Annotated in this window: 14 protein-coding genes; 13 read left to right on the forward strand and 1 reads right to left on the reverse strand. The window is 62.8% G+C overall.

Annotated elements, in window-relative coordinates; genetic code table 11:
• Positions 1 to 177: 177 nt before the first annotated feature.
• The 7 genes from smc (at position 178) to CQ007_RS07425 (ending at position 13,060) form a co-directional block, all read left to right on the forward strand.
• A complete protein-coding gene (gene smc, locus CQ007_RS07395; protein WP_105644697.1) occupies positions 178 to 3,681 on the forward strand; it encodes a chromosome segregation protein SMC in 3,504 nt (1,167 codons plus the stop codon).
• Positions 3,682 to 3,794: 113 nt separating this feature from the next.
• Positions 3,795 to 4,664, forward strand: a complete 870-nt coding sequence (gene zipA / locus CQ007_RS07400; protein WP_105644699.1) for a cell division protein ZipA — start codon at positions 3,795 to 3,797, stop codon at positions 4,662 to 4,664.
• 267 nt (positions 4,665 to 4,931) lie between these two features.
• The gene (gene ligA / locus CQ007_RS07405; RefSeq protein WP_105644701.1) at positions 4,932 to 7,304 is read left to right on the forward strand and encodes an NAD-dependent DNA ligase LigA; all 2,373 of its coding nucleotides are present in this window, start codon (positions 4,932 to 4,934) and stop codon (positions 7,302 to 7,304) included.
• Positions 7,301 to 8,266, forward strand: coding sequence for a tRNA-dihydrouridine synthase (locus CQ007_RS07410; protein ID WP_105644703.1), 966 nt, complete (start codon positions 7,301 to 7,303; stop codon positions 8,264 to 8,266). The genes ligA and CQ007_RS07410 overlap by 4 nt, the downstream gene beginning before the upstream one ends.
• 309 nt (positions 8,267 to 8,575) lie before the next feature.
• Positions 8,576 to 9,910, forward strand: coding sequence for an MFS transporter (locus CQ007_RS07415; protein ID WP_105644705.1), 1,335 nt, complete (start codon positions 8,576 to 8,578; stop codon positions 9,908 to 9,910).
• 60 nt (positions 9,911 to 9,970) lie between these two features.
• Positions 9,971 to 11,155 carry an acetyl-CoA C-acyltransferase gene (locus CQ007_RS07420; RefSeq protein ID WP_105644707.1) on the forward strand — a complete coding sequence of 395 codons (1,185 nt, stop codon included), beginning with the start codon at positions 9,971 to 9,973 and terminating at the stop codon, positions 11,153 to 11,155.
• 105 nt (positions 11,156 to 11,260) lie between these two features.
• Positions 11,261 to 13,060: an acyl-CoA dehydrogenase gene (locus tag CQ007_RS07425; RefSeq protein ID WP_105644709.1), complete on the forward strand. Its 1,800-nt coding sequence runs from the start codon at positions 11,261 to 11,263 to the stop codon at positions 13,058 to 13,060.
• Between the two features lie 15 nt (positions 13,061 to 13,075).
• Here the strand turns inward: CQ007_RS07425 and CQ007_RS07430 are convergent, their stop codons facing one another.
• Entirely contained in the window at positions 13,076 to 13,606 is a 531-nt protein-coding gene (locus CQ007_RS07430; RefSeq protein WP_158256737.1) for a methylated-DNA--[protein]-cysteine S-methyltransferase, read from the reverse strand.
• A 159-nt stretch (positions 13,607 to 13,765) separates the two neighbouring features.
• On the opposite strand from CQ007_RS07430, the gene CQ007_RS07435 reads away from it, so the two are divergent.
• The 6 genes from CQ007_RS07435 (at position 13,766) to CQ007_RS07460 (ending at position 24,333) form a co-directional block, all read left to right on the forward strand.
• Positions 13,766 to 16,291, forward strand: a complete 2,526-nt coding sequence (locus CQ007_RS07435; RefSeq protein ID WP_105644713.1) for a heavy metal translocating P-type ATPase — start codon at positions 13,766 to 13,768, stop codon at positions 16,289 to 16,291.
• A 111-nt stretch (positions 16,292 to 16,402) separates the two neighbouring features.
• Positions 16,403 to 17,506, forward strand: a complete 1,104-nt coding sequence (locus CQ007_RS07440) for an HlyD family secretion protein (protein ID WP_105644715.1) — start codon at positions 16,403 to 16,405, stop codon at positions 17,504 to 17,506.
• Entirely contained in the window at positions 17,490 to 20,222 is a 2,733-nt protein-coding gene (gene rbbA, locus CQ007_RS07445) for a ribosome-associated ATPase/putative transporter RbbA (protein ID WP_105644717.1), read from the forward strand. The genes CQ007_RS07440 and rbbA overlap by 17 nt, the downstream gene beginning before the upstream one ends.
• Position 20,223: 1 nt before the next feature.
• Positions 20,224 to 21,354: an ABC transporter permease gene (locus tag CQ007_RS07450; protein WP_105644719.1), complete on the forward strand. Its 1,131-nt coding sequence runs from the start codon at positions 20,224 to 20,226 to the stop codon at positions 21,352 to 21,354.
• A 17-nt stretch (positions 21,355 to 21,371) separates the two neighbouring features.
• A complete protein-coding gene (locus CQ007_RS07455) occupies positions 21,372 to 22,730 on the forward strand; it encodes an MBL fold metallo-hydrolase RNA specificity domain-containing protein (RefSeq protein ID WP_105644721.1) in 1,359 nt (452 codons plus the stop codon).
• 157 nt (positions 22,731 to 22,887) lie between these two features.
• Positions 22,888 to 24,333 (forward strand): YfcC family protein, encoded by a 1,446-nt coding sequence (locus CQ007_RS07460; RefSeq protein WP_105644723.1) that lies wholly within the window; start codon positions 22,888 to 22,890, stop codon positions 24,331 to 24,333.
• Positions 24,334 to 24,339 lie beyond the last annotated feature (6 nt).

Consider the following 24,339-nt stretch of genomic DNA (forward strand, 5'->3'; position numbering starts at 1 on the left):
CTATTGCTTGGCAACCTGCTCAACCGAATGAGCCTTTCCCATGCAATGAATATCAATGCATGGTCATGGGGCTTCTATTCAGGGAGTAATACAGGTAAAAGGGACGTTTCTTATTTCTGCAAATCCGCCGGATGACTGCCAGATACTCACCGAACGGCAAGGGACAGACATTTTTCAATGCGACTCAAGTGCATCAAACTGGCGGGATTCAAGTCCTTCGTGGATCCTACCACAGTTTTCTTTCCTACTAATATGGGGGCTGTGGTCGGGCCAAATGGTTGCGGCAAGTCCAATATCATCGATGCGGTACGTTGGGTGATGGGTGAAAGCTCGGCCAAGAACCTGCGCGGCGAGTCGATGACGGATGTCATTTTCAACGGCTCCAATAGCCGGAAGCCGGTAGGGCAGGCGTCTATCGAGCTGATCTTCGATAACAGTGACGGCACTTTACAAGGCGAATATGCCGGCTATAACGAGATATCCATTCGCCGTAAAGTAACCCGTGAAGCACAAAACCAGTATTTTCTCAATGGGACCAAATGCCGACGCCGGGATATCACCGATATCTTTCTGGGCACCGGCCTGGGGCCGCGCAGCTATTCGATCATCGAGCAGGGCATGATCTCCAAGCTGATCGAGGCCAAGCCCGATGAGTTGCGTCTGTTTATCGAAGAGGCGGCGGGCATTTCCAAATACAAGGAGCGCCGCCGCGAGACGGAAAACCGCATCCGTCGCACCCATGAGAATCTCGAGCGCCTGACCGACCTGCGCGAAGAGCTGGAGCGGCAGTTGGCGCATCTGCACCGTCAGGCTCAGGCCGCCGAGAAATACAAGACCTACAAAGCCGAGGAGCGCCAGCTCAAGGCGCAACTGCAGGCGCTGCGCTGGCAGACCCTGGACGCCCGCACCAGCGAACGCGAGCAGCAGGTGCGCAGCCTGGAGGTGGCGCTGGAGGCGATCATCGCCGAGCAACGCAACGCCGACAGCGAGATCGAGAAGCAGCGTGACCAGCACAGCGAGCTCAACGACAGTTTCAATCAGGTACAGGCGCGCTACTACAGCATCGGGGCCGAGATCAGCCGCATCGAGCAGACGCTGCAGTTCAATCGTGATCGTCAGCGCCAATTGCGCGAGGACCTGCAGCAGACCGAGCAGGCCTGGCAGGAAGCGCAGAGCCATCTGACCCAGGATCAGGCGCTGTTGGCCGACTTGAATGACGAGCTGACCCGCATCGAGCCGGAACTGGAGCTGGCCGGTGCCGCCGAGGAGGATACCGCCGCACAGATGCTGGCCGCCGAGGAGGGGATGCAGCATTGGCAGGGCGCCTGGGATGAATTCAACCAGCAGGCCAGTGCGCCACGCCAGCAGGCCGAGGTGGAGCAGTCACGTATCCGTCACCTGGAGCAGAGCGTGGAGCGCTTCGGTGACCGTATCCAGCGCCTCGAGGATGAGCGGGCGGGGCTGTCCGCTGGCTCGCTGGACGAGGAGTTGGTCGAGCTGGCCGAACAGTTGGCCGAGCTGGAGCTGCGCAGTGAAACCGACCAACAGCAGCTGGATGATCTGACCGATACCCTGCAGCAGGAGCGCGAAACGCTCAACGCACTGAACCAGGAGCTGGATATTCGCCGGGGCGAGTACCAGCGTCATGGTGGCCGCCTGGCTTCGTTGGAAGCATTGCAACAGGCCGCGCTGGACCAGGGCGCCGGCGTACAGGACTGGTTGCGGGAGCAGGGACTGGACCGCGCCGCGGTGCTGGCCGCGCAGTTGCGCGTCGAGTCCGGTTGGGAGCGGGCCGTGGAAGTGGTGCTGGCCGATGACCTGCAAGCGGTCAGCCTGGCCTCGCTGGATGAATTACAGGCGCCGATCGACAGCTTTCAGCAGGGCCATCTGCGTCTGGTAGAGCGATCGACGGCGACTGCCGGCAATGTCACGGTAACCGACCGTCTGCTGGGCAAGGTCGACTCGGCGCTGGACCTGGCACCCTGGCTCGGTGGCATCCGTATCGCCGCCGACCTGCAGCAGGCGCTGGCCATGCGCGGCGCGCTGGCCAGCCATGAGTCCGTGGTTACCCCGGCAGGCCACTGGCTGGGGCCGAATTGGCTGCGCTTTCAGGGTGGTGACGAGCAGGAAGCGGGTGTGCTCGCCCGGCAGCAGGAAATGGAGCAGCTGCAGGCCAGCCTGGAGCAGCAGCAGGCCCAGCTCGATGCCGGTGAGCGGCGGGTGGCCGAGTTGCGCGAGCGTATTCGACAACTGGAGCTGCAGCGCGACGCCCTGCAACAGGGGCTGGCGCGCCTGGGGCGCGAGCAGGGCGAACTCAAGGCGCAGAACTCCGCCAAGCAAGTGCGCCTGGAGCAGGTCAATGCCCGGCGTCAGCGCATCGTGGCCGATCTGGAGGATATCAAGGCCCAGCGTGGCGACGAGCTGGAGCAACTGGGGGAAGCGCGTCTGACCCTGCAGGACGCATTGGAGCGCATGGCCGATGATACTGCCCGCCGCGAAGCGCTGCTGCAGCAGCGCGAGCAGGTGCGTGAACAACTGGAGCATGCCCGGCAACAGTCGCGCCAGCACAAGGACCGTGCTCACCAGCTGGCTCTGCGGGTGCAATCAGTACGCGCGCAACTCGACTCCACTGGCCAGGGGCTGGAACGCTTGCAGGGCCAGGCCGAGCGTCTGGCCGAACGCCGCGAGCAACTGCAGATGTCACTCGAAGAGGCCCAGGGCCCGGAAGACGATCAGCGGATCGAGCTGGAGGCGCTGTTGGAGCGCCGGTTGCAGGCCGAGCAGGATCTGGGCATTGCCCGGCAGGCCCTGGAACAGGTCGATCAGCAGATGCGCGAACAGGACCGCCGTCGCCATCAGGCCGAACAGCAGGCCCAGGTGTTGCGCAGCCAGCTGGATGAGCAGCGCTTGCTGGCGCGTGACATGCAGACCCGTCGCCAGGGGCTGGAGGAGCAACTGCTGGAAGCCGGTTACGACCTGCAGGGTGTGATCGCCACCTTGCCATCAGGCGCCAGCGAAACCGAGTGGGAGCAGCAGTTGGCGCGACTGGATGGGCAGATCCAGCGGCTCGGCGCGATCAACCTTGCGGCTATCGAGGAGTACGAGCAGCAGTCCGAACGCAAACGCTATCTGGACGCGCAGAATGCCGATCTGGTGGAAGCGCTGGATACCCTGGAGCAGGTTATCCGCAAGATCGACAAGGAGACCCGCAGCCGCTTCAAGGAAACCTTCGACAAGGTCAACGGCGGACTGCAGCATCTGTTTCCCAAGGTCTTCGGTGGGGGAAGCGCCTGGCTGGAACTGACCGGCGATGATCTGCTGGACACCGGCGTGACCATCATGGCGCGCCCGCCGGGCAAGAAGAACAGTACCATTCACCTGCTCTCCGGCGGCGAGAAGGCGCTGACGGCGATCGCTCTGGTGTTCTCGATATTCCAGCTCAATCCCGCGCCGTTCTGCATGCTCGACGAGGTGGACGCGCCATTGGATGACGCCAACGTCGGACGTTATGCGCGGATGGTGAAAGAGATGTCGAGCCGGGTGCAATTCATTTACATTACGCACAACAAGATCGCCATGGAAATGGCCGACCAGCTGATGGGGGTGACTATGCATGAACCAGGATGCTCCCGGCTTGTCACAGTCAATGTTGAAGAGGCGGTAGCACTGGCGGAAGTGTAGAATCGACCGGTGCAAAATCAGCGGCGGGCGTGTTACTGTCTCGCATGAATTCCGGGCATGTTATTCAGCAACATGCCCCTAATTGTCTACGGCATAACGGGAACAGCATATTCATGGATTTTGGTTTGCGTGAGTGGCTAATCATCATCGGCCTTCTGGTCATTGCGGGGATTCTTTTTGATGGCTGGCGGCGTATGGGTGGCCGCTCCCGCATACGCTTCAAGCTCGAACGCAATTTGAAGGACCTGCCCGATGCGCCCGACAATGATGAACTGCTCGGGCCGGCGCGGGTGATTGGCCGCGGCGAGCGCGAGGAACCGTCCTTCGGCGATGACCTGGTCGATGATATCGATGTGGCCACCGGCGTACCCCAGCAGCCGGAACAGGTGGGGCTGGATCTTGACGAGCCCCGGTCCGAGCCGCTGGCTGCCTCACGTTCCGAGCCGAAACCCGGTGTACGCAAGGTGCGTGAGCCGAGTGCCGAACCGATCATGACTGCCAGCGAAACGGCCAGCGAAGCCGTTGCGCCCTCTGCCGATGAGCCAGCACCGGTCGAGGAAGTACTGATCATCAACGTGGTGGCCCGCAGCGAAGAAGGGTTCCCCGGTGCAGCAATGCTGCAAAGCATCATGGAAAGTGGCCTGCGCTATGGCGACATGAATATCTTCCATCGCCACGAAAGCATGACCGGCAATGGTGATGTGCTGTTTTCCATGGCCAACGCGCTGAAACCGGGCATCTTCGATCTGGACGAGCTGGACCACAGCCACGTCCGGGCGGTGAGCTTCTTCATGGGACTGCCCGGTCCGCGACACCCGAAACAGGCGCTGGACCTGATGATCGCCTCGGCCCGCAAGCTGTCCCAGGAGCTGGGTGGCGATCTGAAGGACGAGAACCGCAGCGTGCTGACCGCCCAGACCATCGAGCATTATCGCCAGCGTATCGCCGAGTTCGAGCGCAAGCGCTTCGGCCTGCGTCGCTAACATCCTGCGGGGGCATGGGCACTATTTTCTGTAGGAGCGGCCCCTCGCAGTGATGGGTTGTCTTGCTATCGCCCCGGAGCGGGGCTCCTACCAAACGTTGCCCCACCCGAGCCTGGCGTAATCGCTGGCAACTGCTTTTCCCGGGAGCGGCGCCTCGCCGCGATGAGCAGTCCTGCTATCACCCCGCAGCCATGCTTCGCCGCCAGCGTTGATGGGTTCCCTGCTACAATCACTGCCCTTGTTCCACCGCCGATGATTTGACCAACCATGACCGTGATTCCCGACCCGGCGCTACGCGCAAAGCAACTGCGTGAGCAGATCGACCAGCACAATTACAGCTACTACGTGCTCGACGAGCCCAGCGTGCCCGACGCCGAATATGATCGCCTGTTCAACGAGCTGCGCGCGCTGGAGGAGGCCAACCCCGACATCATCACTGCCGATTCGCCGACCCAGCGGGTCGGGGGCATGGCCTCATCGGCCTTCGGTCAGGTGCGTCATGATGTGCCCATGCTCAGCCTGGGCAACGCCTTCGCAGAAAGCGACATGCTGGATTTCGACCGGCGGGTGCGGCGCGGTCTGGACCTGCCGGAGGGCGATCTGCTGGGGGGCGGGGCGGCAGTAGCGTATTGCTGCGAGCCCAAGCTGGACGGGCTGGCCATCAGCCTGTTGTACGAGAATGGCATGCTGGTGCGCGGCGCCACCCGCGGCGACGGCACCACTGGAGAGGACATTACCGCCAACGTGCGTACCGTGCGCAATATTCCATTGAAGCTGCGCGGTGAAGGCTGGCCGTCGGTGCTGGAAGTGCGTGGTGAAGTCTACATGACCAAGGCCGGCTTCGAGCGATTGAACGACAGCGCCCGGGACAGCGGCGGCAAGACCTTCGCCAATCCGCGCAACGCCGCGGCCGGTTCGCTGCGCCAGTTGGATTCCAATATCACCGCCCAGCGTCCGCTGGAGTTCTGCTGCTATGGCATCGGCCGCTTCGAGGGTGAGTTGCCGGATACCCAGGTCGGCATCCTGCACCGTCTGCGCGACTGGGGTTTGCTGATCAGCCGTGAGATGAAGCTGGTCGAGGGTATCGAAGAATGCCTTGCTTACTACCGTGACATCGGTGAGCGGCGCGATGCGTTGCCCTATGAGATCGACGGTGTGGTATTCAAGGTCAATGACCTGGGCTGGCAGCGTGAGCTGGGCTTTCGCGCCCGCGAGCCGCGCTGGGCCATCGCCCACAAGTTTCCCGCCAGTGAAGAAATGACCGAACTGCTGGATGTGGAGTTCCAGGTCGGGCGCACCGGGGCGGTCACACCGGTGGCGCGGCTACGGCCGGTGCAGGTGGCCGGTGTGACCGTGTCCAATGCCACGCTGCACAATATGGACGAGGTGCAGCGCCTGGGCGTGATGATCGGCGATACGGTGATCATCCGCCGCGCCGGTGATGTGATTCCCCAGGTCATGCAGGTTGTCACCGACCTGCGTCCGGCCGATGCCCGACCGGTCCATATCCCCGAGCATTGCCCGGTATGCGGTTCGGCGGTGGAGCGCACCCAACTGGTCAAGCGCGGGCGGGGCAAGCAGACGGTGACCGAGGGGGCGGTGTATCGCTGCGTCGGCCGGCTGGCATGCAAGGCACAATTGAAGCAGGCGATCATCCACTTCGTGTCCCGGCGTGCGCTGGATATCGACGGTCTCGGTGAGAAAATCGTCGAGCAACTGATCGAGCGGGAGATGATCGCCTCACCTGCTGACCTGTTTGCCCTGACCTACGAGCAGGTGATCACCCTGGAGGGCTTTGCCGAGGTATCGACCAACAACCTGCTGCTGGCCATCCAACAGAGCAAGCAGGTGAGCCTGGCGCGCTTCATCTATGCGCTGGGGATTCCCGATGTCGGCGAGGAAACCGCCAAGCTGCTGGCCCGGGCTCTGGGTACCCTGGAGCGTATCAGCCGAGCATTGGCTGAAGTACTGATGTTCCTGCCGGAGATCGGTGCGGAAGTAGCCCACGAGATCACCGCGTTCTTCGAGGACGAGCACAACCAGACGGTGATTCGCCAGTTGCTCGAGCGCGGTGTGCAGTTGCAGGAAGAGGGTGATCTGGCACCGGAGTTCGCCGCCAGTGTCAGCCTCGGAGTCTTCCTGGCGCGGCTGGAGATCCCCTCGGTGGCCAGCACCGGAGCCGAGCGTCTGGCCAGTACTTTCGGCAGTCTGCAGGCGATCATGCAGGCTGACTGGCTCGACCTGAAGCAGGTCGAGCGGCTCAACGAGAAGGCGATCAAGAGCCTGCGCGAGTATTTCCAGGATACGCAGCAGCGTGAGCGGGTCGAACGCATCGAGCAGCAGTTGAAGGACTTCGGCATGCACTGGGACAGCCCCAGGGCCCAGGCCGCCGACCTGCCGCTGAGCGGTCAGACCTGGGTATTGACCGGTACCCTGGAGCGTTTCTCCCGGGATGTGGCCAAGGACTATCTGGAAGGCCTCGGCGCCAAGGTCGCCGGCAGCGTTTCGGCCAAGACCCATTGCGTGGTAGCCGGGCCGGGAGCGGGCAGCAAGCTGGCCAAGGCCGAGCAACTGGGCGTATCGGTGATGGATGAAGCCGGTCTGCTCGAATTGCTGGCCAGCCATGGTATCGAGCCATGAACCACAGCATCATCCTGGCGCCGATGGAGGGGCTGGTGGATGCGCCGTTGCGCGATATTCTCACCCGCATCGGTGGTATTGACCGCTGCGTCAGCGAGTTCATCCGCGTTACCGAAGGGCCGCTGAATATCGGCAGTATCCAGCGCATCGTGCCGGAGAGTGCGCAGGGCTGGAAGACGGCCACCGGTGTGCCGGTGCATCCGCAACTGCTCGGCTCCGATCCGCACTGGCTGGGGTATAACGCGGCGCTGTTGGCCGATCTGGGTGCGCCGGCGGTGGACCTGAACTTCGGCTGCCCGGCCAAGACCGTCAACCGTCACCGCGGCGGCGCGACCCTGCTGCGCGAGCCGCAGACGCTGTATCAGATCGTTGCCGCGGTGCGGGCCGCGCTGCCGGCGCATGTACCGGTCACCGCGAAAATGCGTCTTGGCTACAGTGATACCAGTCAGACGCTGGAGTGCGCCCGGGCACTGGCCGATGCGGGCGCTGCGGAAATTGCTGTGCATGCCCGCACCAAGATGGATGGCTACAAGCCGCCGGCGCACTGGGACTGGCTGGCCCGCGTGCGTGAGACCGTGAGCGTGCCGGTGGTCGCCAACGGTGACGTGGCGGATGTGCAGGACTACCAGCGCATTCGCCAGGTCAGCGGCTGCAGCCAGGTAATGATCGGGCGTGGACTGGTGGCGTGCCCGGATCTGGGTCTGAGCATCCAGGATCTGCAGCGGAGCGGGGCGGTGGCACCTCTGAGCTGGGCCGAGCTGCAACCCTGGCTGGTCGACTTCTATGTCCAGGTACGCGAGCGGGTCGCTGATCGTCATGCACCGGGTCGCCTCAAGCAATGGCTGGGCTTCCTGGCCCGCAACTACCCCGAAGCGCAGGCACTGTTCGACCAGGTGCGCCGGCAAACCTGTGCCGATACCCTGCAGTCCCTCCTGGTCAGCGGCATGCGCGCCGCTGCCTGATCAGGTCGGCGTAGCCCCCGGGCGCAGACCGGGGCGCTACACCCGACCGGGTTGTCAGCGCCTGCTCGACGACAGAGCCGGTATTTGCCCCTGCCAACGGTCAGTCCCACCTTTCTCAAGCGCCAAAAGTCGCCTTTAATCAAGACTCCGGAACGGGAAATCAGGGCCGCTTTTGTCATGATTGGAAACCGTCATAGTTCAAAATGATAATTCCGCATCCTCTTTACTGATGCGAGTTTTTTGAAATCGACTTTCGCAGTGCGAACCTGATAGTCTTCCGACGAGTCCACTGACGTATCGGAGAGCCCAGTGCTGAACAATAATAACTATCCATCCACGCCTCGTGCCTGGTTCACCGTTGCCATCCTTTTGATGGCCTATGTGCTGTCATTCATCGACCGCCAGATTCTCAATCTGCTGGTGGGGCCCATTCGTGCCGACCTGGGTATTTCCGATACGCAGATGAGCTTGTTGATGGGCCTGTCCTTCGCCATCTTCTACACCATTGCCGGTATCCCGCTGGGGCGGGTAGCCGATACCCGCAGCCGCCGTGGGCTGATTGCCTGGGGCATCCTGTTCTGGAGTCTGATGACCGCTGCCTGCGGTCTGGCCAAGCAGTACTGGCACTTCGTGGTGTTCCGCATTGGCGTGGGTGCCGGTGAAGCAGCGCTGTCGCCAGCGGCCTATTCGCTGATGGCTGACAGCTTCCCGCCGGAAAAGCGCGCCACCGCGATCAGTGTTTACTCCATGGGAATCTATCTGGGTGCCGGCCTGGCGTTTCTGCTCGGCGGTATCGTCATTACCTGGGCCAATGCCCGGGGTGATGTTGTCCTGCCATTGCTGGGTACGGTTCGGCCCTGGCAGATGATCTTCCTGGTCCTGGGTGCCGCCGGTGCGCTGTTCAGCCTGGTGCTGCTGGCCATTCGCGAGCCGAGCCGCAAGGGCGTGGGTGCGGGTGTGGCGGTGCCGCTGAAAGATGTTGGCGCCTACCTGCTAAGCATCCGCAAGGCGGTAATCTGTCATAACTTCGGCTTTGCCTGCCTGTCGTTCGCCTCCTATGGCGCCTCGGCGTGGATTCCGACCTTCTTCATCCGTAACCACGGCCTGACTCCGGGCGAGGTGGGTATCTATTACGGTTCGCTGGTCATGGTCGCCGGCTCGCTGGGCATCGTGTTCGGTGGACGCCTGTCCGACTATCTGTCCCGTCGTGGCTACAATGACTCGAACATGCGTGTTGGCCTGCTGGCAGCGGTGCTGACGCTGCTGTGCAACGTGGTCTACCTGATCGACAATATGACCCTGCTGTGGATCGTCATGTTCTTCAATGTCTTCACCGTGGCCATGCCGTTTGGTGTTGCGCCGGCAGCGATCCAGGAAGTAATGCCCAACTCCATGCGTGGCCAGGCCTCGGCGATCTATCTGTTCGTCATCACCCTGATCGGCCTGGGCATCGGCCCGACCGCGGTGGCACTGGTAACCGACTACGTGTTCCAGGACGACATGGCCATACGTTATTCGATTTTCTGGGTAGCCAGCGTCATCACCATTGGTGCCGTGGTGCTGCTGTGGATGGGTATCAAGCCCTACCGCGAGGCGCGTGACACACTCGCCGCCTGGGGGGAGAAACAGGAACAGACGGCCTGATCCGTCATCACGTAATACGCGGCGCCCTCGGGCGCCAGGCTTGAAAACAGGAGCTGAACCATGACTGATGCAGTAATCGTATCCACGGCCCGTACCGGCCTGGGCAAATCCTACCGCGGTGCGCTGAATGACACGCACAGCGTCGATCTGGCCGGCTTCGTTATCGAAGAAGCGGTCAAACGTGCCGGTATCGACCCTGCACTGGTTGAAGACGTGATCCTCGGTGCGACCTTCCATGAAGGCGCCCAGGGCAAGAACATGGCGCGTCTGGCGGCCATCCGTGGCGGTCTGCCGGTCACTACCGCCGGCATGTCGCTGAACCGTTTCTGCAGCTCCGGCCTGCAGTCCATCGCCATTGCCGCCCAGCGTGTGGTCAGCGAGAAGATCCCGGCGATCGTAGCCGGTGGCGTCGAGTCCATCAGCCTGTGCCAGAACGACAAGATCAACATGTTCCGTGGCACCAACGAATGGATCATGAAGAACAAGCCCGAGCTGTACCTGTCCATGATCGAGACTGCCGATATCGTGGCCGCGCGCTACAACGTCAGCCGCGAATCCCAGGACGAGTACTCGCTGATCAGCCAGCAGCGCGTGGCCGCAGGCCAGGAGTCCGGCAAGTTCGACGATGAGATCGTACCTTTCACCACCAGCATGAAGGTGCAGAACAAGGAGACCGGCGAAGTCACCGACCAGCAGGTCACCCTGACTCGTGACGAGTGCAACCGTCCGCAGACCACCCTGGAAGGTCTGGCCTCGCTGAACCCGGTACGGGGTCCGGAGCACTTCATCACCGCCGGTAACGCCAGCCAACTGTCCGATGGCGCCTCGGTGTGCACCGTGATGAACGGCAAGGTTGCCGAGCAACTGAACATCGAGCCGATGGGTATCTTCCGTGGTTTCGCCGTCGCCGGTTGCGAGCCGGACGAGATGGGTATCGGTCCGGTATTCGCCATTCCGCGTCTGCTCGAGCGTAACGGTCTGAAGATGGACGACATCGGCCTGTGGGAGCTGAACGAAGCCTTCGCCTCCCAGGTGGTGTACTGCCGCGACCGTCTGGGCATCCCGATGGAAAACCTCAACGTCAACGGTGGTTCCATCGCCATCGGTCACCCCTATGGGGTCACCGGCTCGCGTCTGACCGGTCATGCACTGATCGAAGGCAAGCGCCGTGGCGTCAAGTACGTGGTCGTGACCATGTGCATCGGTGGTGGTCAGGGTGCTGCTGGTCTGTTCGAGATCGTTTGATCCTGCAATAGACTGTAGGCTGCTACCCGCAAGCGAACCCGAGCCCTGCTCGGGTTTTGCTTTTGGCTGAACCTGTTCGTTTCAAGCTGACCCGGAGCATTTTTCATGACACAGAAGATCATCAATACCGACGATCTCGCCTTTCTGTTGTACGAGCTGCTGGATGTCGAGCGTTTTACCGAATTCACCCGCTATGCCGATCACAGCCGCGATACCTTCGATGCGGCGATCGAGCTGGCCCTCAAGGTCGGCGCTGAAACCTTCGCGCCGCATAATCACCTGTGTGACGGCGACGAGCCGCGCTTCGAGAACGGCAAGGTGGTGATCCGCCCGGAAGTGTCCGAGGCGCTGGCCGTGTTGCGTGATACCGGCCTGATGGCTGCTTCCCAGGATTACGAGCGCGGTGGCATGCAGCTGCCCTCGGTGATCGCCCAGACCTGCATCGGCCTGATCAAGGGCGCCAACGTCAGCACCCAGGCCTACGCCGGGCTGACCATTGCCGCCTGCAACCTGATCATGGCGCATGGCAGCGAGGAGTATAAGCGTCGTTTTGCCGAGCCGATGATGGCCGGACGCTTCTTCGGCACCATGTGTCTGACCGAGCCGCAGGCCGGCTCCTCGCTGGCCGATATCAAGACCCGGGCGATACCTGCCGGCGATGGCAGCTATCGCATCAGCGGCAACAAGATCTTCATCTCCGCCGGGGACCACGAGCTGAGCGAGAATATCGTGCATCTGGTGCTGGCCAAACTGCCGGATGCGCCGCCTGGTGTGAAAGGTATTTCCCTGTTCATCGTGCCCAAGTTCATGGTCAACGAGGACGGCAGCCTGGGTGAACGCAATGATGTGACCCTGGCTGGCCTGATCCACAAGATGGGTTATCGCGGTACCACCTCGACCATGCTCAACTTCGGTGAGCAGGGCGGCGCAGTGGGGTATCTGGTCGGGGAGCCGAACCAGGGGCTGGCGCAGATGTTCCACATGATGAACGAGGCGCGCATCGGTGTCGGTCTGGGCTCGGTGATGCTCGGCTACACCGGCTACCTGCATGCACTGGAGTACGCTCGCGAGCGTCGCCAGGGGCGTCCGCTCAAGGAGCGCGACCCGCAGAGTCCGATGATCCCATTGATCCAGCACGCGGATATCCGCCGCATGCTGCTGTCGCAGAAAGCCTTCGTCGAGGGCGGGTTGTCGCTGTGCCTGTATGCCGCCACGCTGTCGGATGAGAAGAAATACGCCGAGGACCCGCTGCTGCGCGAGGAGTCGGCGGGGCTGCTGGATCTGCTGATCCCCATCGTCAAGTCCTGGCCTTCGCAGTTCTGCGTCGAAGCCAACAGCCTGGCGATTCAGGTGCATGGCGGCTATGGCTACACCCGGGAATACCCGGTGGAGCAGTTCTACCGTGACAACCGTCTGAACCCGATCCATGAAGGCACCCACGGCATTCAGGGGCAGGATCTGCTGGGCCGCAAGGTGCCGATGCAGGAGGCCCGCTTCTACACGGCGCTGGTCCAGTATATCCGCGAGACCATCGCAGCCTGCGCGGGTATCGAGCAACTGCAAGCCTCCAGCGGCCTGCTGGGTGAAGCACTGGATACCCTGCAGGCGGTGACCGAGTCACTGCAGGCGGTGCGCAGGGAGGATACCGAACGCGGCCTGGCCAATGCCTACCTGTACATGGAGTGTTTCGGTCACGTGGTGGTCGGCTGGATGTGGCTGCGCCAGGCGCAGACTGCCTTGCGCGGTCTGCAGCAGGGCGGTGATCGACCCAGGGCCTTTTACGAAGGCAAGCTCAGAACCTGCGAGTACTTCCTTCGTTATGAGTTGCCGAAACCGCTGGCGCTGGCCAAGGTGCTGGGGCAGGCGGATCGTTCCACGCTGGATATGCCCGCAGACTGCTTCTGAGGGCAGGCCAACTGGTCAGCCGTCGCTGGCCAGTTGGCGTTCCAGTTCGATCAACTGCAGCTTGCGCTGCACCCCCCAGCGGTAACCGGAAATCCCACCGTCACTGCGCAATACCCGATGGCAGGGCACCACGATGGCCAGCGGGTTGGCCGCACAGGCACCCGCCACCGCGCGCACGGCGGCGGGGTTGCCTACGCGCCTGGCCAGTTCGGCATAGGTGATGGTCTGGCCCGCAGGTACCTTGGCCAGTTCGGCCCATACCTTCTTCTGAAACGCGCTGCCATGGGCAGCCAATGGTTGCTGCAAGTCCAGCTTGCCCAGCGGATGATCCACATAGCGCAGCAGCGCCCGCATGTCCTTGTCCAATCCAGCCGTGTCCGGTTCCAGCGTCGCAGTGGGGAAGCGCTGCTGCAGATCGGCGATCATCGCTTCGTCCCCGTCACCCAGCAGGATCGCAGCAATGCCCGCCTCGCTGGCCGCCAGCAACAGGCCGCCAAGGCGACAGTGGCCCGTGGTGTAACGCAGGTGGTCTGGCAGGGTTTTCATGGCGGACTCCGCTGATGACTGATGGCCCATCTTATAACGCCGACGATCCGCCATGACAGCCCAGGACGCCTGACAGCCTGATACGCCTCGCCTTGACCTTCCCATCATGGCAAGGTCTACGCTGCCAGCCATATTGCATACCAGTGCCAGGAGGCAAGAATGAGCGTGCCGGTTAAAGATGACGGTCGGAACAGCACCGCAACCATTACCCTGCCAATCGAGGGGATGACCTGTGCCTCCTGTGTCGGGCGAGTGGAGCGGGCACTTGCCAAGGTGGAGGGCGTTGGCAGTGTCGTGGTCAATCTGGCTACCGAACGTGCCGATGTCAAACCCGCCGGCGTGGTCGACAGGGCGGCGCTGGTCCAGGCGGTGGAGAAGGCCGGATATGAGGTACCGGCAAGCAGCATCGAGCTGGCAGTGGAGGGCATGACCTGCGCCTCCTGTGTCGGTCGGGTCGAACGGGCGCTCAAGGCGGTGCCCGGTGTGACCGAGGCAACCGTCAACCTGGCTACAGAGCGTGCCAGCATCCGGGGTGTTGCCAGTGCCGATGCGCTACTGGCTGCCAGCGCCAAGGCGGGATATCCGGCGCATGTGGTGCGGACTGCCGGGCAGGGCGGCGATACCGAGGCGGTGGCGAGAAAGGACGCCGAGCGTGAGCTGTTGCAACGCGATCTGCTGATTGCCGCACTGTTGGCGCTGCCGGTGTTCGTCATTGAAATGGGCTCGCACATGGTGCCGGCGCTGCATGAGCTGGTGATGAATAGTATCGGCATGCAGCGCAGCTGGTACCTGCAGTTCGTGCTGACCACGCTGGTGCTGCTGATACCCGGTCGGCGCTTCTATATGCAGGGCTTCCCGGCGCTGCTGCGCCTGGCCCCGGACATGAACTCGCTGGTGGCGGTCGGCACCTCGGCGGCCTATCTGTACTCGGTGGTGGCCACCTTCATGCCGCAGCTGCTGCCAGAGGGTACGGTCAACGTGTACTACGAGGCGGCGGCGGTGATCGTGGCGCTGATCCTGCTCGGGCGTTACCTCGAGGCGCGGGCCAAAGGCCGCACCTCGGAGGCGATCCAGCGGCTGGTCGGGCTGCAGGCCAAGGTCGCGCATGTCTCGCGGGATGGCCGCATTCTGGATATTCCGCTGGGCGAGGTGGTGGCCGGTGATGTGGTCGAGGTGCGCCCGGGGGAACGGGTGCCGGTCGATGGGCAGGTGCTGGAGGGCCGCAGCTACGTCGATGAGTCGATGATCACGGGCGAACCGGTGCCGGTGGAGAAGTCGCCAGGCAGCGAGGTGGTCGGTGGCACGGTCAACCAGACCGGGGCCTTCACCCTCAGCGCCACGGCGGTGGGCGGGCAGACGGTGCTGGCGCAGATCATCCGGCTGGTGGAACAGGCCCAGGGATCCAAGTTGCCGATCCAGGCGGTGGTGGACAAGGTCACCATGTGGTTCGTCCCGGCGGTGATGGGCGCGGCGCTGTTGACCTTCCTGGTGTGGCTGGCATTCGGCCCGTCACCGGCGCTGACCTTTGCGCTGGTCAATGCGGTGGCGGTGCTGATCATTGCCTGTCCCTGTGCCATGGGCCTGGCCACGCCGACCTCGATCATGGTCGGTACCGGCCGTGGTGCCGAGCTGGGCGTGCTGTTTCGCAAGGGGGAGGCTCTGCAATTGCTGAAGGACGCGGCGGTGGTGGCGGTGGACAAGACCGGTACCCTGACCGAGGGCCGTCCGGTACTCACCGATCTGGAGCTGGCCGCAGGCTTCGAGCGTATCCAGGTGCTGGGCTGTATCGCCGCGGTGGAGTCGCGCTCCGAACACCCGATTGCCCGCGCCATCGTCGAAGCGGCGGAGCGGGAGGATATTACACTGCCCGTGTTGGAAGACTTCGAGTCGGTCACTGGCATGGGAGTGCGAGCCAACGCCGGGGGCATCCCGGTGCAGGTCGGCGCGGACCGCTATATGCGTGAGCTGGGGCTGGATGTCGGGATCTTCGCGCAGACGGCGGAACGCCTCGGCAGCGAGGGTAAATCGCCGCTGTACGCGGCAATCGACGGCAAGCTGGCGGCGATCATCGCAGTAGCTGATCCGATCAAGCTGAGCACGCCGGCGGCGATCGAGGCGTTGCACCGGCTGGGTCTCAAGGTGGCGATGATCACGGGTGACAACCAAGGTACCGCGCGGGCCATTGCCGCGCGCCTGGGCATCGATGAGGTGGTGGCCGAGGTACTGCCCGAGGGCAAGGTGGATGCGGTGCGCCGCCTCAAGGCCGAGCATGGCCGACTGGCGTTTGTCGGCGATGGCATCAATGATGCTCCGGCGCTGGCCGAGGCCGATGTCGGCCTGGCTATCGGCACCGGGACCGATGTGGCGATGGAAGCCGCCGATGTGGTGCTGATGTCCGGCAACCTGCAAGGCGTGCCCAATGCCATCGCGCTGTCGAAGGCGACTATAGGTAATATCCGCCAGAACCTGTTCTGGGCCTTTGCCTACAATACCGCGCTGATTCCGGTGGCGGCCGGGGTGTTGTACCCGGCCTACGGTGTATTGCTGTCACCGATCTTCGCTGCTGGCGCCATGGCCCTGTCGAGCGTGTTCGTGCTGGGTAATGCCCTGCGCTTGCGGCGGTTCCAGGTGCCGGACAGCTATCGGCAGGCCGAGTCGGACGGTGCTGCGACCGGCAGCAGGTAACAGCGGATGAGCGGATTGTCAGCTAGATTGAGGTTGAATTGACCTGAGACACGGCAGGGTAGGGCAGGTTGGATTATCTTTGAGTCATCCATCTGTCCAAGGTCACTGTCCATGTCCTCTTCCTCCCTGTCTGACAAGCGTGTACTGATCATTGCGGTTGTCGCCGTGCTCGCCCTGCTGGGCTGGTACGGTTGGTCGCAATACCTCGATCAGGGCCCTGGCGAAGGCTTTATCAGCGGCAATGGCCGTATCGAGGCGACCGAGATCGATATCGCCACCAAGCTGCCGGGCCGGATCGAGGAAATACTGGTACGCGAGGGCGATTTCGTCAGTGCCGGGCAGGTACTGGCAAGGATGCAGATCGACACGCTGGAGGCGCAGCGCGAAGAGGCGCTGGCCGCCTACCAGGAAGCCGTGCATGGGGTCGCGGCGGCCAACGCCCAGATCAGCCTGCGGGAAAGCGATGTTACCGCGCTGCAGGCGGTGGTGGTGCAGCGTGAGGCGGAGCTGTATGCCGCGCAGCGGCGTCTGGTGCGTACCGAAACCCTGGCCCGTGACGGTGCCATCTCCCAGCAGGAATTCGATGATGACCAGGCGCGGGCGCGCAGCGTGCGGGCGGCGGTCTCGGCGGCGAAAGCGCAGGTGCTGGCGGCGCAGGCCGCCGTGACCGCAGCCAAAGCCCAGCAGACCGGGGCCGAGTCCCGGGTCAGGGCGATGCAGGCGACCATCAATCGCATCGATGCCGATCTGGCCGACAGCGAGCTCAAGGCGCCGCGTGCCGGTCGGGTACAGGTGCGGGTGGCCCAACCCGGCGAGGTGCTGGGTGCCGGTGGTCGGGTGCTGAATCTGCTCGACCTGGCGGATGTCTACATGACCTTCTTCGTACCCGAAGTGGCCGCCGGCCGTCTGGCGCTGGGCAGTGAAGTACGGCTGGTGCTGGATACGGCGCCGGACTACGTGGTGCCGGCGCGGGTGTCCTTCGTTGCCAGCCAGGCGCAGTTCACCCCGAAGACCGTGGAAACGGCCAGCGAAAGACAGAAGCTGATGTTCCGGGTGCGCGCGCAGATACCACCGCAGCTGTTGCAAAAGTACCTGGAGCAGGTCAAGACTGGCGTGCCGGGCGTGGCCTGGATCAAGCTGGATGCCGAGGCCGACTGGCCCGATTTCCTGGCTATCCCCGAAGCGCTGAACCTGTCGCATGCAACCGACCACTGATCCTGTCGCCCAACTGCTGGGCATCGGTCTGCGCTACGGCAAAACCCAAGCGCTGGCCGGCATCGACCTGGACGTACCCTCAGGCTGCATGGTGGGGCTGATCGGACCCGACGGGGTGGGCAAGTCCAGTCTGCTGGCGCTGATATCCGGCTCGCGGCGCATCCAGCAAGGGCAGGTTCTGGTGCTGGGTGGCGACATGGCCGGGCGCCGGCACCGCAGCCGGGTCTGCCCACGCATCGCCTATATGCCCCAGGGCCTGGGGCGCAACCTCTACCCGACCCTGTCGGTGGAGGAAAACCTGCAATTTTTCGCGCGCCTGTTCGGCCATGATGCCTCGGAGCGGCGCCGCCGCATCGATGAGCTGACCCACGCCACCGGCCTGCATTCCTTCCTCGACCGTCCTGCCGGCAAACTGTCCGGCGGTATGAAGCAGAAGCTGGGGCTGTGTTGTGCACTGATCCATGATCCGGACCTGCTGATCCTCGATGAGCCAACCACCGGGGTGGACCCGCTGGCGCGGGCGCAGTTCTGGGAACTGATCGCACGCATTCGGCGGCAGCGCCCAGGCATGAGCGTGATGGTGGCTACCGCCTACATGGATGAAGCCCAGGGCTTCGACTGGCTGGTAGCCATGGATGATGGCCGGGTGCTTGCCACCGGCACTCCGGCACAGTTGCTCGAACAGACCGCCAGTACCTCGCTGGAAAGCGCCTTCATTGCGCTGCTGCCGGAGGAGCGCAAGCGCGGTCATGCGCCGGTGATCATCCCGCCGCTGCAGGCGGACGAGCAGGATATCGCCATCGAGGCGAAGAACCTGACGCTGCGCTTTGGCGACTTCGTTGCCGTCAAGGACGTCAGCTTCCGCATCCGCCGTGGCGAGATATTCGGCTTTCTCGGCTCCAACGGCTGTGGCAAGACCACCACCATGAAGATGCTCACCGGCCTGCTGCCAGCCAGCGAAGGGCAGGCCTGGCTGTTCGGTACCGAGGTGAGCCCGAAGGATATCGAGACCCGACGCCGGGTCGGCTATATGTCCCAGGCCTTCTCACTGTACAGCGAACTGAGCGTGCGCCAGAACCTGGTGCTGCATGCCCGGCTGTTTTCCGTACCGGAGCAGGAGATCGATCAGCGCGTGGCGCAGATGGTGGACCGGTTCGGTCTGGGTGATGCCATCGACAGCCTGCCGGCTAATCTGCCGCTGGGCATGCGTCAGCGCCTGTCGCTGGCGGTGGCCATGGTGCATGGCCCGGAACTGCTGATTCTGGACGAGCCGACCTCCGGCGTTGATCCGGTGGCGCGGGATGGTTTCTGGCGTTTGCTGGTGGAGCTGTCACGGCGCGACAAGGTGACCATCTTCCTGTCCACCCACTTCATGAACGAGGCCGAACGCTGTGATCGCATGTCGATGATGCATGCGGGTCAGGTACTGGATAGTGATGTGCCAGCCCGGCTGGTGGAGAAGCGCGGTGCCGACAGCCTGGAGCAGGCCTTTATCGGCTACCTGATAGAAGCCGGAGCCGGGAGCCAGGACCAGGACGAGCTGTTGGAGGCTGGGCAACCGGATGCTGCGCCGGCGACACCGGCACGGCACCGGGCTTTCAGCCTGCAACGCATGCTCAGCTACCTGTGGCGGGAAACCCTGGAACTGCAGCGTGACCCGATCCGTGCCACCCTGGCGCTGGCCGGGTCGCTGATGCTGATGTGCGTGATCGGTTTCGGTATCAGCCTGGATGTGGAAGCCCTGCGCTATGCGGTGCTGGATCGCGACCAGACCAGTCTCAGCCGTGATTATGCGCTGCAGCTGTCGGGCTCGCGTTACTTCATCGAGCAACCACCGCTCATCGACTACCAGGAGCTGGACCGGCGCATGCGCAGTGGCGAGGTGTCGCTGGCCATCGAGATACCCCACGGCTTCGCCCGCGACGCACTGGCCGGGCGCCCGGTCGAGATCGGCGCCTGGGTGGACGGTGCCATGCCACAGCGGGCCGAGACACTCAAGGGCTATGTGCAGGGCATGCATCAGCACTGGCTGACCAGCCAGATCAGCCAGCGTGTCGGTAGCGTGCCGATCAGCGCCGATATCCAGACCCGCTTTCGCTACAATCCCGACGTACAGAGCCTGCCGGCCATGGTGCCGGCGGTGATCTGCATGCTGTTGCTGATGCTACCGGCGATGCTGACCGCGCTGGCGGTGGTGCGGGAAAAGGAAACCGGCTCGATCACCAACTTCTACGTCACCCCGGTCACCCGCAGCGAGTTCCTGCTTGGCAAGCAATTGCCCTATGTGGCCCTGGCGATGCTCAACTTCCTGCTGATGACGCTGCTGGCGGTGACCCTATTCGGTGTGCCGGTCAGCGGCAGCTTTCTGACCCTGGCATTGGGTGCCCTGATCTTCAGCTTCGTCGCCACCGGGATGGGGCTGCTGGCTTCGTCGGTGACCCGCAGCCAGATCGCCGCCATGTTCTTCGCCATGATCGGCACCATGGTGCCGATGGTTCAGTTTTCCGGCCTGGTCGACCCGGTATCCTCGCTGGAGGGGGCAGGTCGGGTGATTGGGGAAATCTACCCGGCCACGCACATGGTCAGCATCAGTCGTGGCGTGTTCAACAAGGCCCTGGGGTTGTCGGATCTGACCGGCGCGTTCTGGTCCATGCTGCTGTCGGTACCGGTGATCATGGGCCTGGCGATCATGCTGCTGAAGAAACAGGAGCGTTGAAATGAGCGCACGATCCTTTCTCAATATCTACCGCCTCGGTGTCAAGGAGCTGTGGAGCCTGTGGCGTGACCCGATGATGCTGGTGCTGATCGTCTATGTGTTCACCGCAGGGGTCTATACGGCAGCCCAGGCCATGCCGGAAACCCTGAACAAGGCACCCATCGCCATCGTCGATGAAGATGATTCGGCGCTGTCGCGGCAGCTCATATCCGCCTTCTATCCGCCGCACTTCACCGACCCGCAGATGATCAGCATGGGCGAAATGGATAGCGGCATGGACGCCGGTCGCTATACCTTCGCCCTGTACATCCCGCAGGGGTTCCAGCGCGATGTACTGGCCAACCGCAGCCCAGATCTTCAACTGAACGTGGATGCCACCCGCATGAGCCAGGCGTTTACCGGCAGTGGGGCGGTGCAGCAGATCGTGATGGCGGAAATCACCGAATTCATCCAGCGTCAGCGCGGCAGTGCCCAACCCCCGGTTGACCTGGTGCTGCGGGCGCGCTTCAACCCGTCACTGGAAAAGGCCTGGTTCGGCAGCCTGATGGAGGTCGTCAACTACATCACCATGCTGTCGATCATTCTCACCGGTGCGGCGCTGATCCGTGAGCGTGAACACGGCACCATCGAGCACCTGCTGGTGATGCCGGTCACACCGACCGAGATCATGCTCGGCAAGGTCTGGTCGATGGCGCTGGTGGTACTGGTGGCCTCGGCGCTGTCGCTGAATCTGGTGGTGCGCGGCATACTCGGCGTACCGGTGGAGGGCTCGCTGCCGTTGTTCTTCGCCGGTGCTGCGCTGTGTCTGTTCGCCACCACCTCGATGGGAATCTTCCTCGCCACCCTGGCGCGCAACATGCCGCAGTTCGGCATGCTGATGATGCTGACCATCATACCGCTGGAAATGCTCTCCGGTGGCACCACACCCCGGGAGAGCATGCCGGAAATAGTGCAGATCATCATGCTGGTCGCACCAACCACCCATTTTGTCGAGGTCGGCCAGGCCATCCTGTACCGTGGTGCCGGTATTGAAACGGTGTGGAAGCCTTTTCTGGCGTTGGCGGTAATCGGTTGCGTGATGTTTGGCGGCTCGCTGCTACGCTTTCGTAAAGCCATCAGTGGTATGGCTTGAACTCAAGGACACTGACCATGCTTTCATTGACCTGTCTCGGCGGTGCCGGCACCGTCACCGGCTCCAAACACCTGCTGACCCATGGTGACACGCGTATTCTCGTCGACTGCGGTCTGTTCCAGGGGTTGAAGAACCTGCGCGAACTGAACTGGCAGCGCCTGATGGTGGCACCGGATGCGATTGATGCCGTGGTGCTCACCCACGCCCACCTGGATCACTGTGGCTATCTGCCCCGGCTGGTGCTGGATGGTTTCAACGGCAATATCTACGCTACTGAGGCCACCCGTGATGTGGCTGAGCTGATTCTGCTGGACAGCGCCTGGTTGCAGGAGAAGGATGCCGAGTTTGCCAACCGCAAGGGTTTTTCCAAACACAAACCGGCGCTGCCACTGTACCGGGTGGTGGATGCCGAACGCACACTCAAGCGCTTCAAGAAGCTACCCTGGCATCGAGAAGTCGAATTGCCCGGCGGGGTAAAAGTGCAGATGCGGCGTGCCGGGCACATTCTCGGCGCGGCGACCGTGCAGGTCGATATCGGTGGCAAGAGGGTAGTATTTTCCGGTGATCTTGGGCGCTACAACGATGCGGTCATGCACGACCCGGAACCGGTCAGCGACGCCGACTACATCGTCATCGAATCCACCTACGGTAACCGCAGGCATGACAGGTCCGACCCGGTCGAAGGGTTGGCGCTGGTGATCGAGCGTACCGTACGACGCGGTGGCACCGTGGTGATACCTGCGTTCGCGGTGGGCCGGGCACAGGCGCTGATCTATGATCTGTGGCAGCTGCGGCAAAGTGGTCGGCTGAAGAACATACCTGTGTATCTGGACAGCCCCATGGCCACCAGCGCGACCGAGATGCTGTGCCGACACCAGGACGAGCACAAGCTTACTGCCCAGGAGTGTGCAGAGGCCTGCGGCGCGGTCAACTATATCCGCGATGTTGAAGAATCCAAGGCGCTATCCAACAACCGCTTTCCCAAGGTGATCATTTCTGCCAGTGGCATGGCCACCGGTGGGCGAGTGTTGCACCATATCGCCGCCTTTGGCGGCGACCATCGCAATACCCTGTTGTTCTCCGGCTTCCAGGCCGCCGGCACCCGCGGTCGCAAGCTGCTGGAAGGGGCGCGGGAGGTGAAGATCTACGGCCACTGGATGCCGGTGAATGCCGAGATCGCCGAGTTGCCGATGCTCTCGGCCCATGCTGACAGCGATGAACTGATGCACTGGCTCTCCAACTTTCAGCGACCACCACAGCAGGTGTTCATCGTGCATGGCGAGCCGGGGGCGTCCGAGGCGCTGCGTGAGCGTATCGAGCGTGAACTGGGATGGTCAGCATCGGTGCCGCTGCAGAACCAGGAGTTCAAGCTGTGAGCTCGCTCCACTGACAGCTGTTTCTTCTGTCTATTGATCCATATCAGTTCCTCCGGGATGCACAAGGCCTACTCTGCCGATGTGATTCTTTCTGGACTGACTGGCATGTATCCCCCGGCTTCGTAGTTTCGTGAAGCCCAAGGCAGGAGAAACTGCGATGACTGAAGAAAACAACGCCGCACCCGATCCGGAGCAGGATCTGGCAACCCGGTTTCCTACCGCCTACACCATTCTGTTGTTGTTGATCGTTCTGGTGGCTGCGCTGACCTGGATCATTCCAGCGGGCCAGTACGAACGCAGCATGAACGAGGAGATCGGGCGTGAAGTGGCCGTCCCCGGAACCTATCAGACGGTAGAGCCCAACCCCCAGGGCTTCACCGACATCATGTTGGCACCTACCGCCGGCTTCTATGATCCCGACAGTTATGCCGCCAATGCCATTGATGTGGCGCTGTTCGTGCTGTTTCTGGGTGGCTTTCTCGGTGTGGTGAACGCCACTGGCGCCATCGATACCGGTATCCGCAGTGCCATGCAGCATCTGGAGGGGCGAGAGATCTGGATGATCCCGACCCTGATGACGCTGTTTGCCCTCGGCGGTACGACCTACGGCATGGCCGAGGAAACACTGGCCTTCTATGCCATTCTGGTGCCGATCATCATCGCTGCCGGCTACGATGCGGTCACTGGCGTAGCGGTGATTCTGATCGGTGCCGGTATCGGTGTGCTGGGTTCGACCATCAACCCGTTCGCCACTGTCATCGCATCCAATGCGGCGGATATCCCCTTTACCGACGGCATGCTGCTGCGCCTGGTGCTGCTGATCGGGGGGCTGATCATCTGCGCAGCCTATGTGATGCGTTATGCCAAGCGGGTCAAGGCCGACCCTTCACGCTCCGTCGTGGCCAGGCAGCGTGAGGCCCATCGCAAACTCTTTCTGCAGGCGGAGGAGCAGCAGGGTGATATCGCCCTGAGCCTGACGCAGAAACTGGTGCTGTTGATCTTCGCCCTGACCTTCATCGTCATGATCTGGGGTGTTTCCTCCCAGGACTGGTGGATGGACAAGATGGGCGCGCTGTTCCTCGGCGCTGCCATCGTCGTTGGCCTGGTCGCCCGGCTGGGCGAGAAGAGGCTGACCGGCAGTTTCGTCGACGGTGCCCGTGACCTGCTTGGGGTGGCCCTGGTGGTTGGTCTGGCGCGGGGCATCGTGGTCATCATGGAGCAGGGCATGATCGCCGACTCGATCCTGCATGGTGCCGAAACGACCCTGGGCGGCGTATCGGAACTGGCCTTCATCAACCTGATGTTCTGGATCGAGGTGGGCATGAGCTTCTTCGTGCCATCCTCATCCGGTCTTGCCGTGTTGTCGATGCCGATCCTGGCGCCGCTGGCGGACTTCGCCGATGTCAGCCGGGATCTGGTGGTCACGGCCTATCAGTCGGCCAACGGCCTGGTCAACCTGATCAACCCGACCTTTGCGGTGGTCGTTGGTGGTCTCGCCATAGGGCGTGTCTCCTATGACCGCTGGCTGGTGTTCATCTGGCCGCTGCTACTGATCCTGACGCTGTTCATCACGCTGGTGATCAGCGTCGGCGCCTTCCTGTAATGCATT

The organism is Pseudomonas sp. MYb185, from assembly GCF_002979975.1.
Classification (GTDB): Bacteria; Pseudomonadota; Gammaproteobacteria; order Pseudomonadales; family Pseudomonadaceae; genus Halopseudomonas.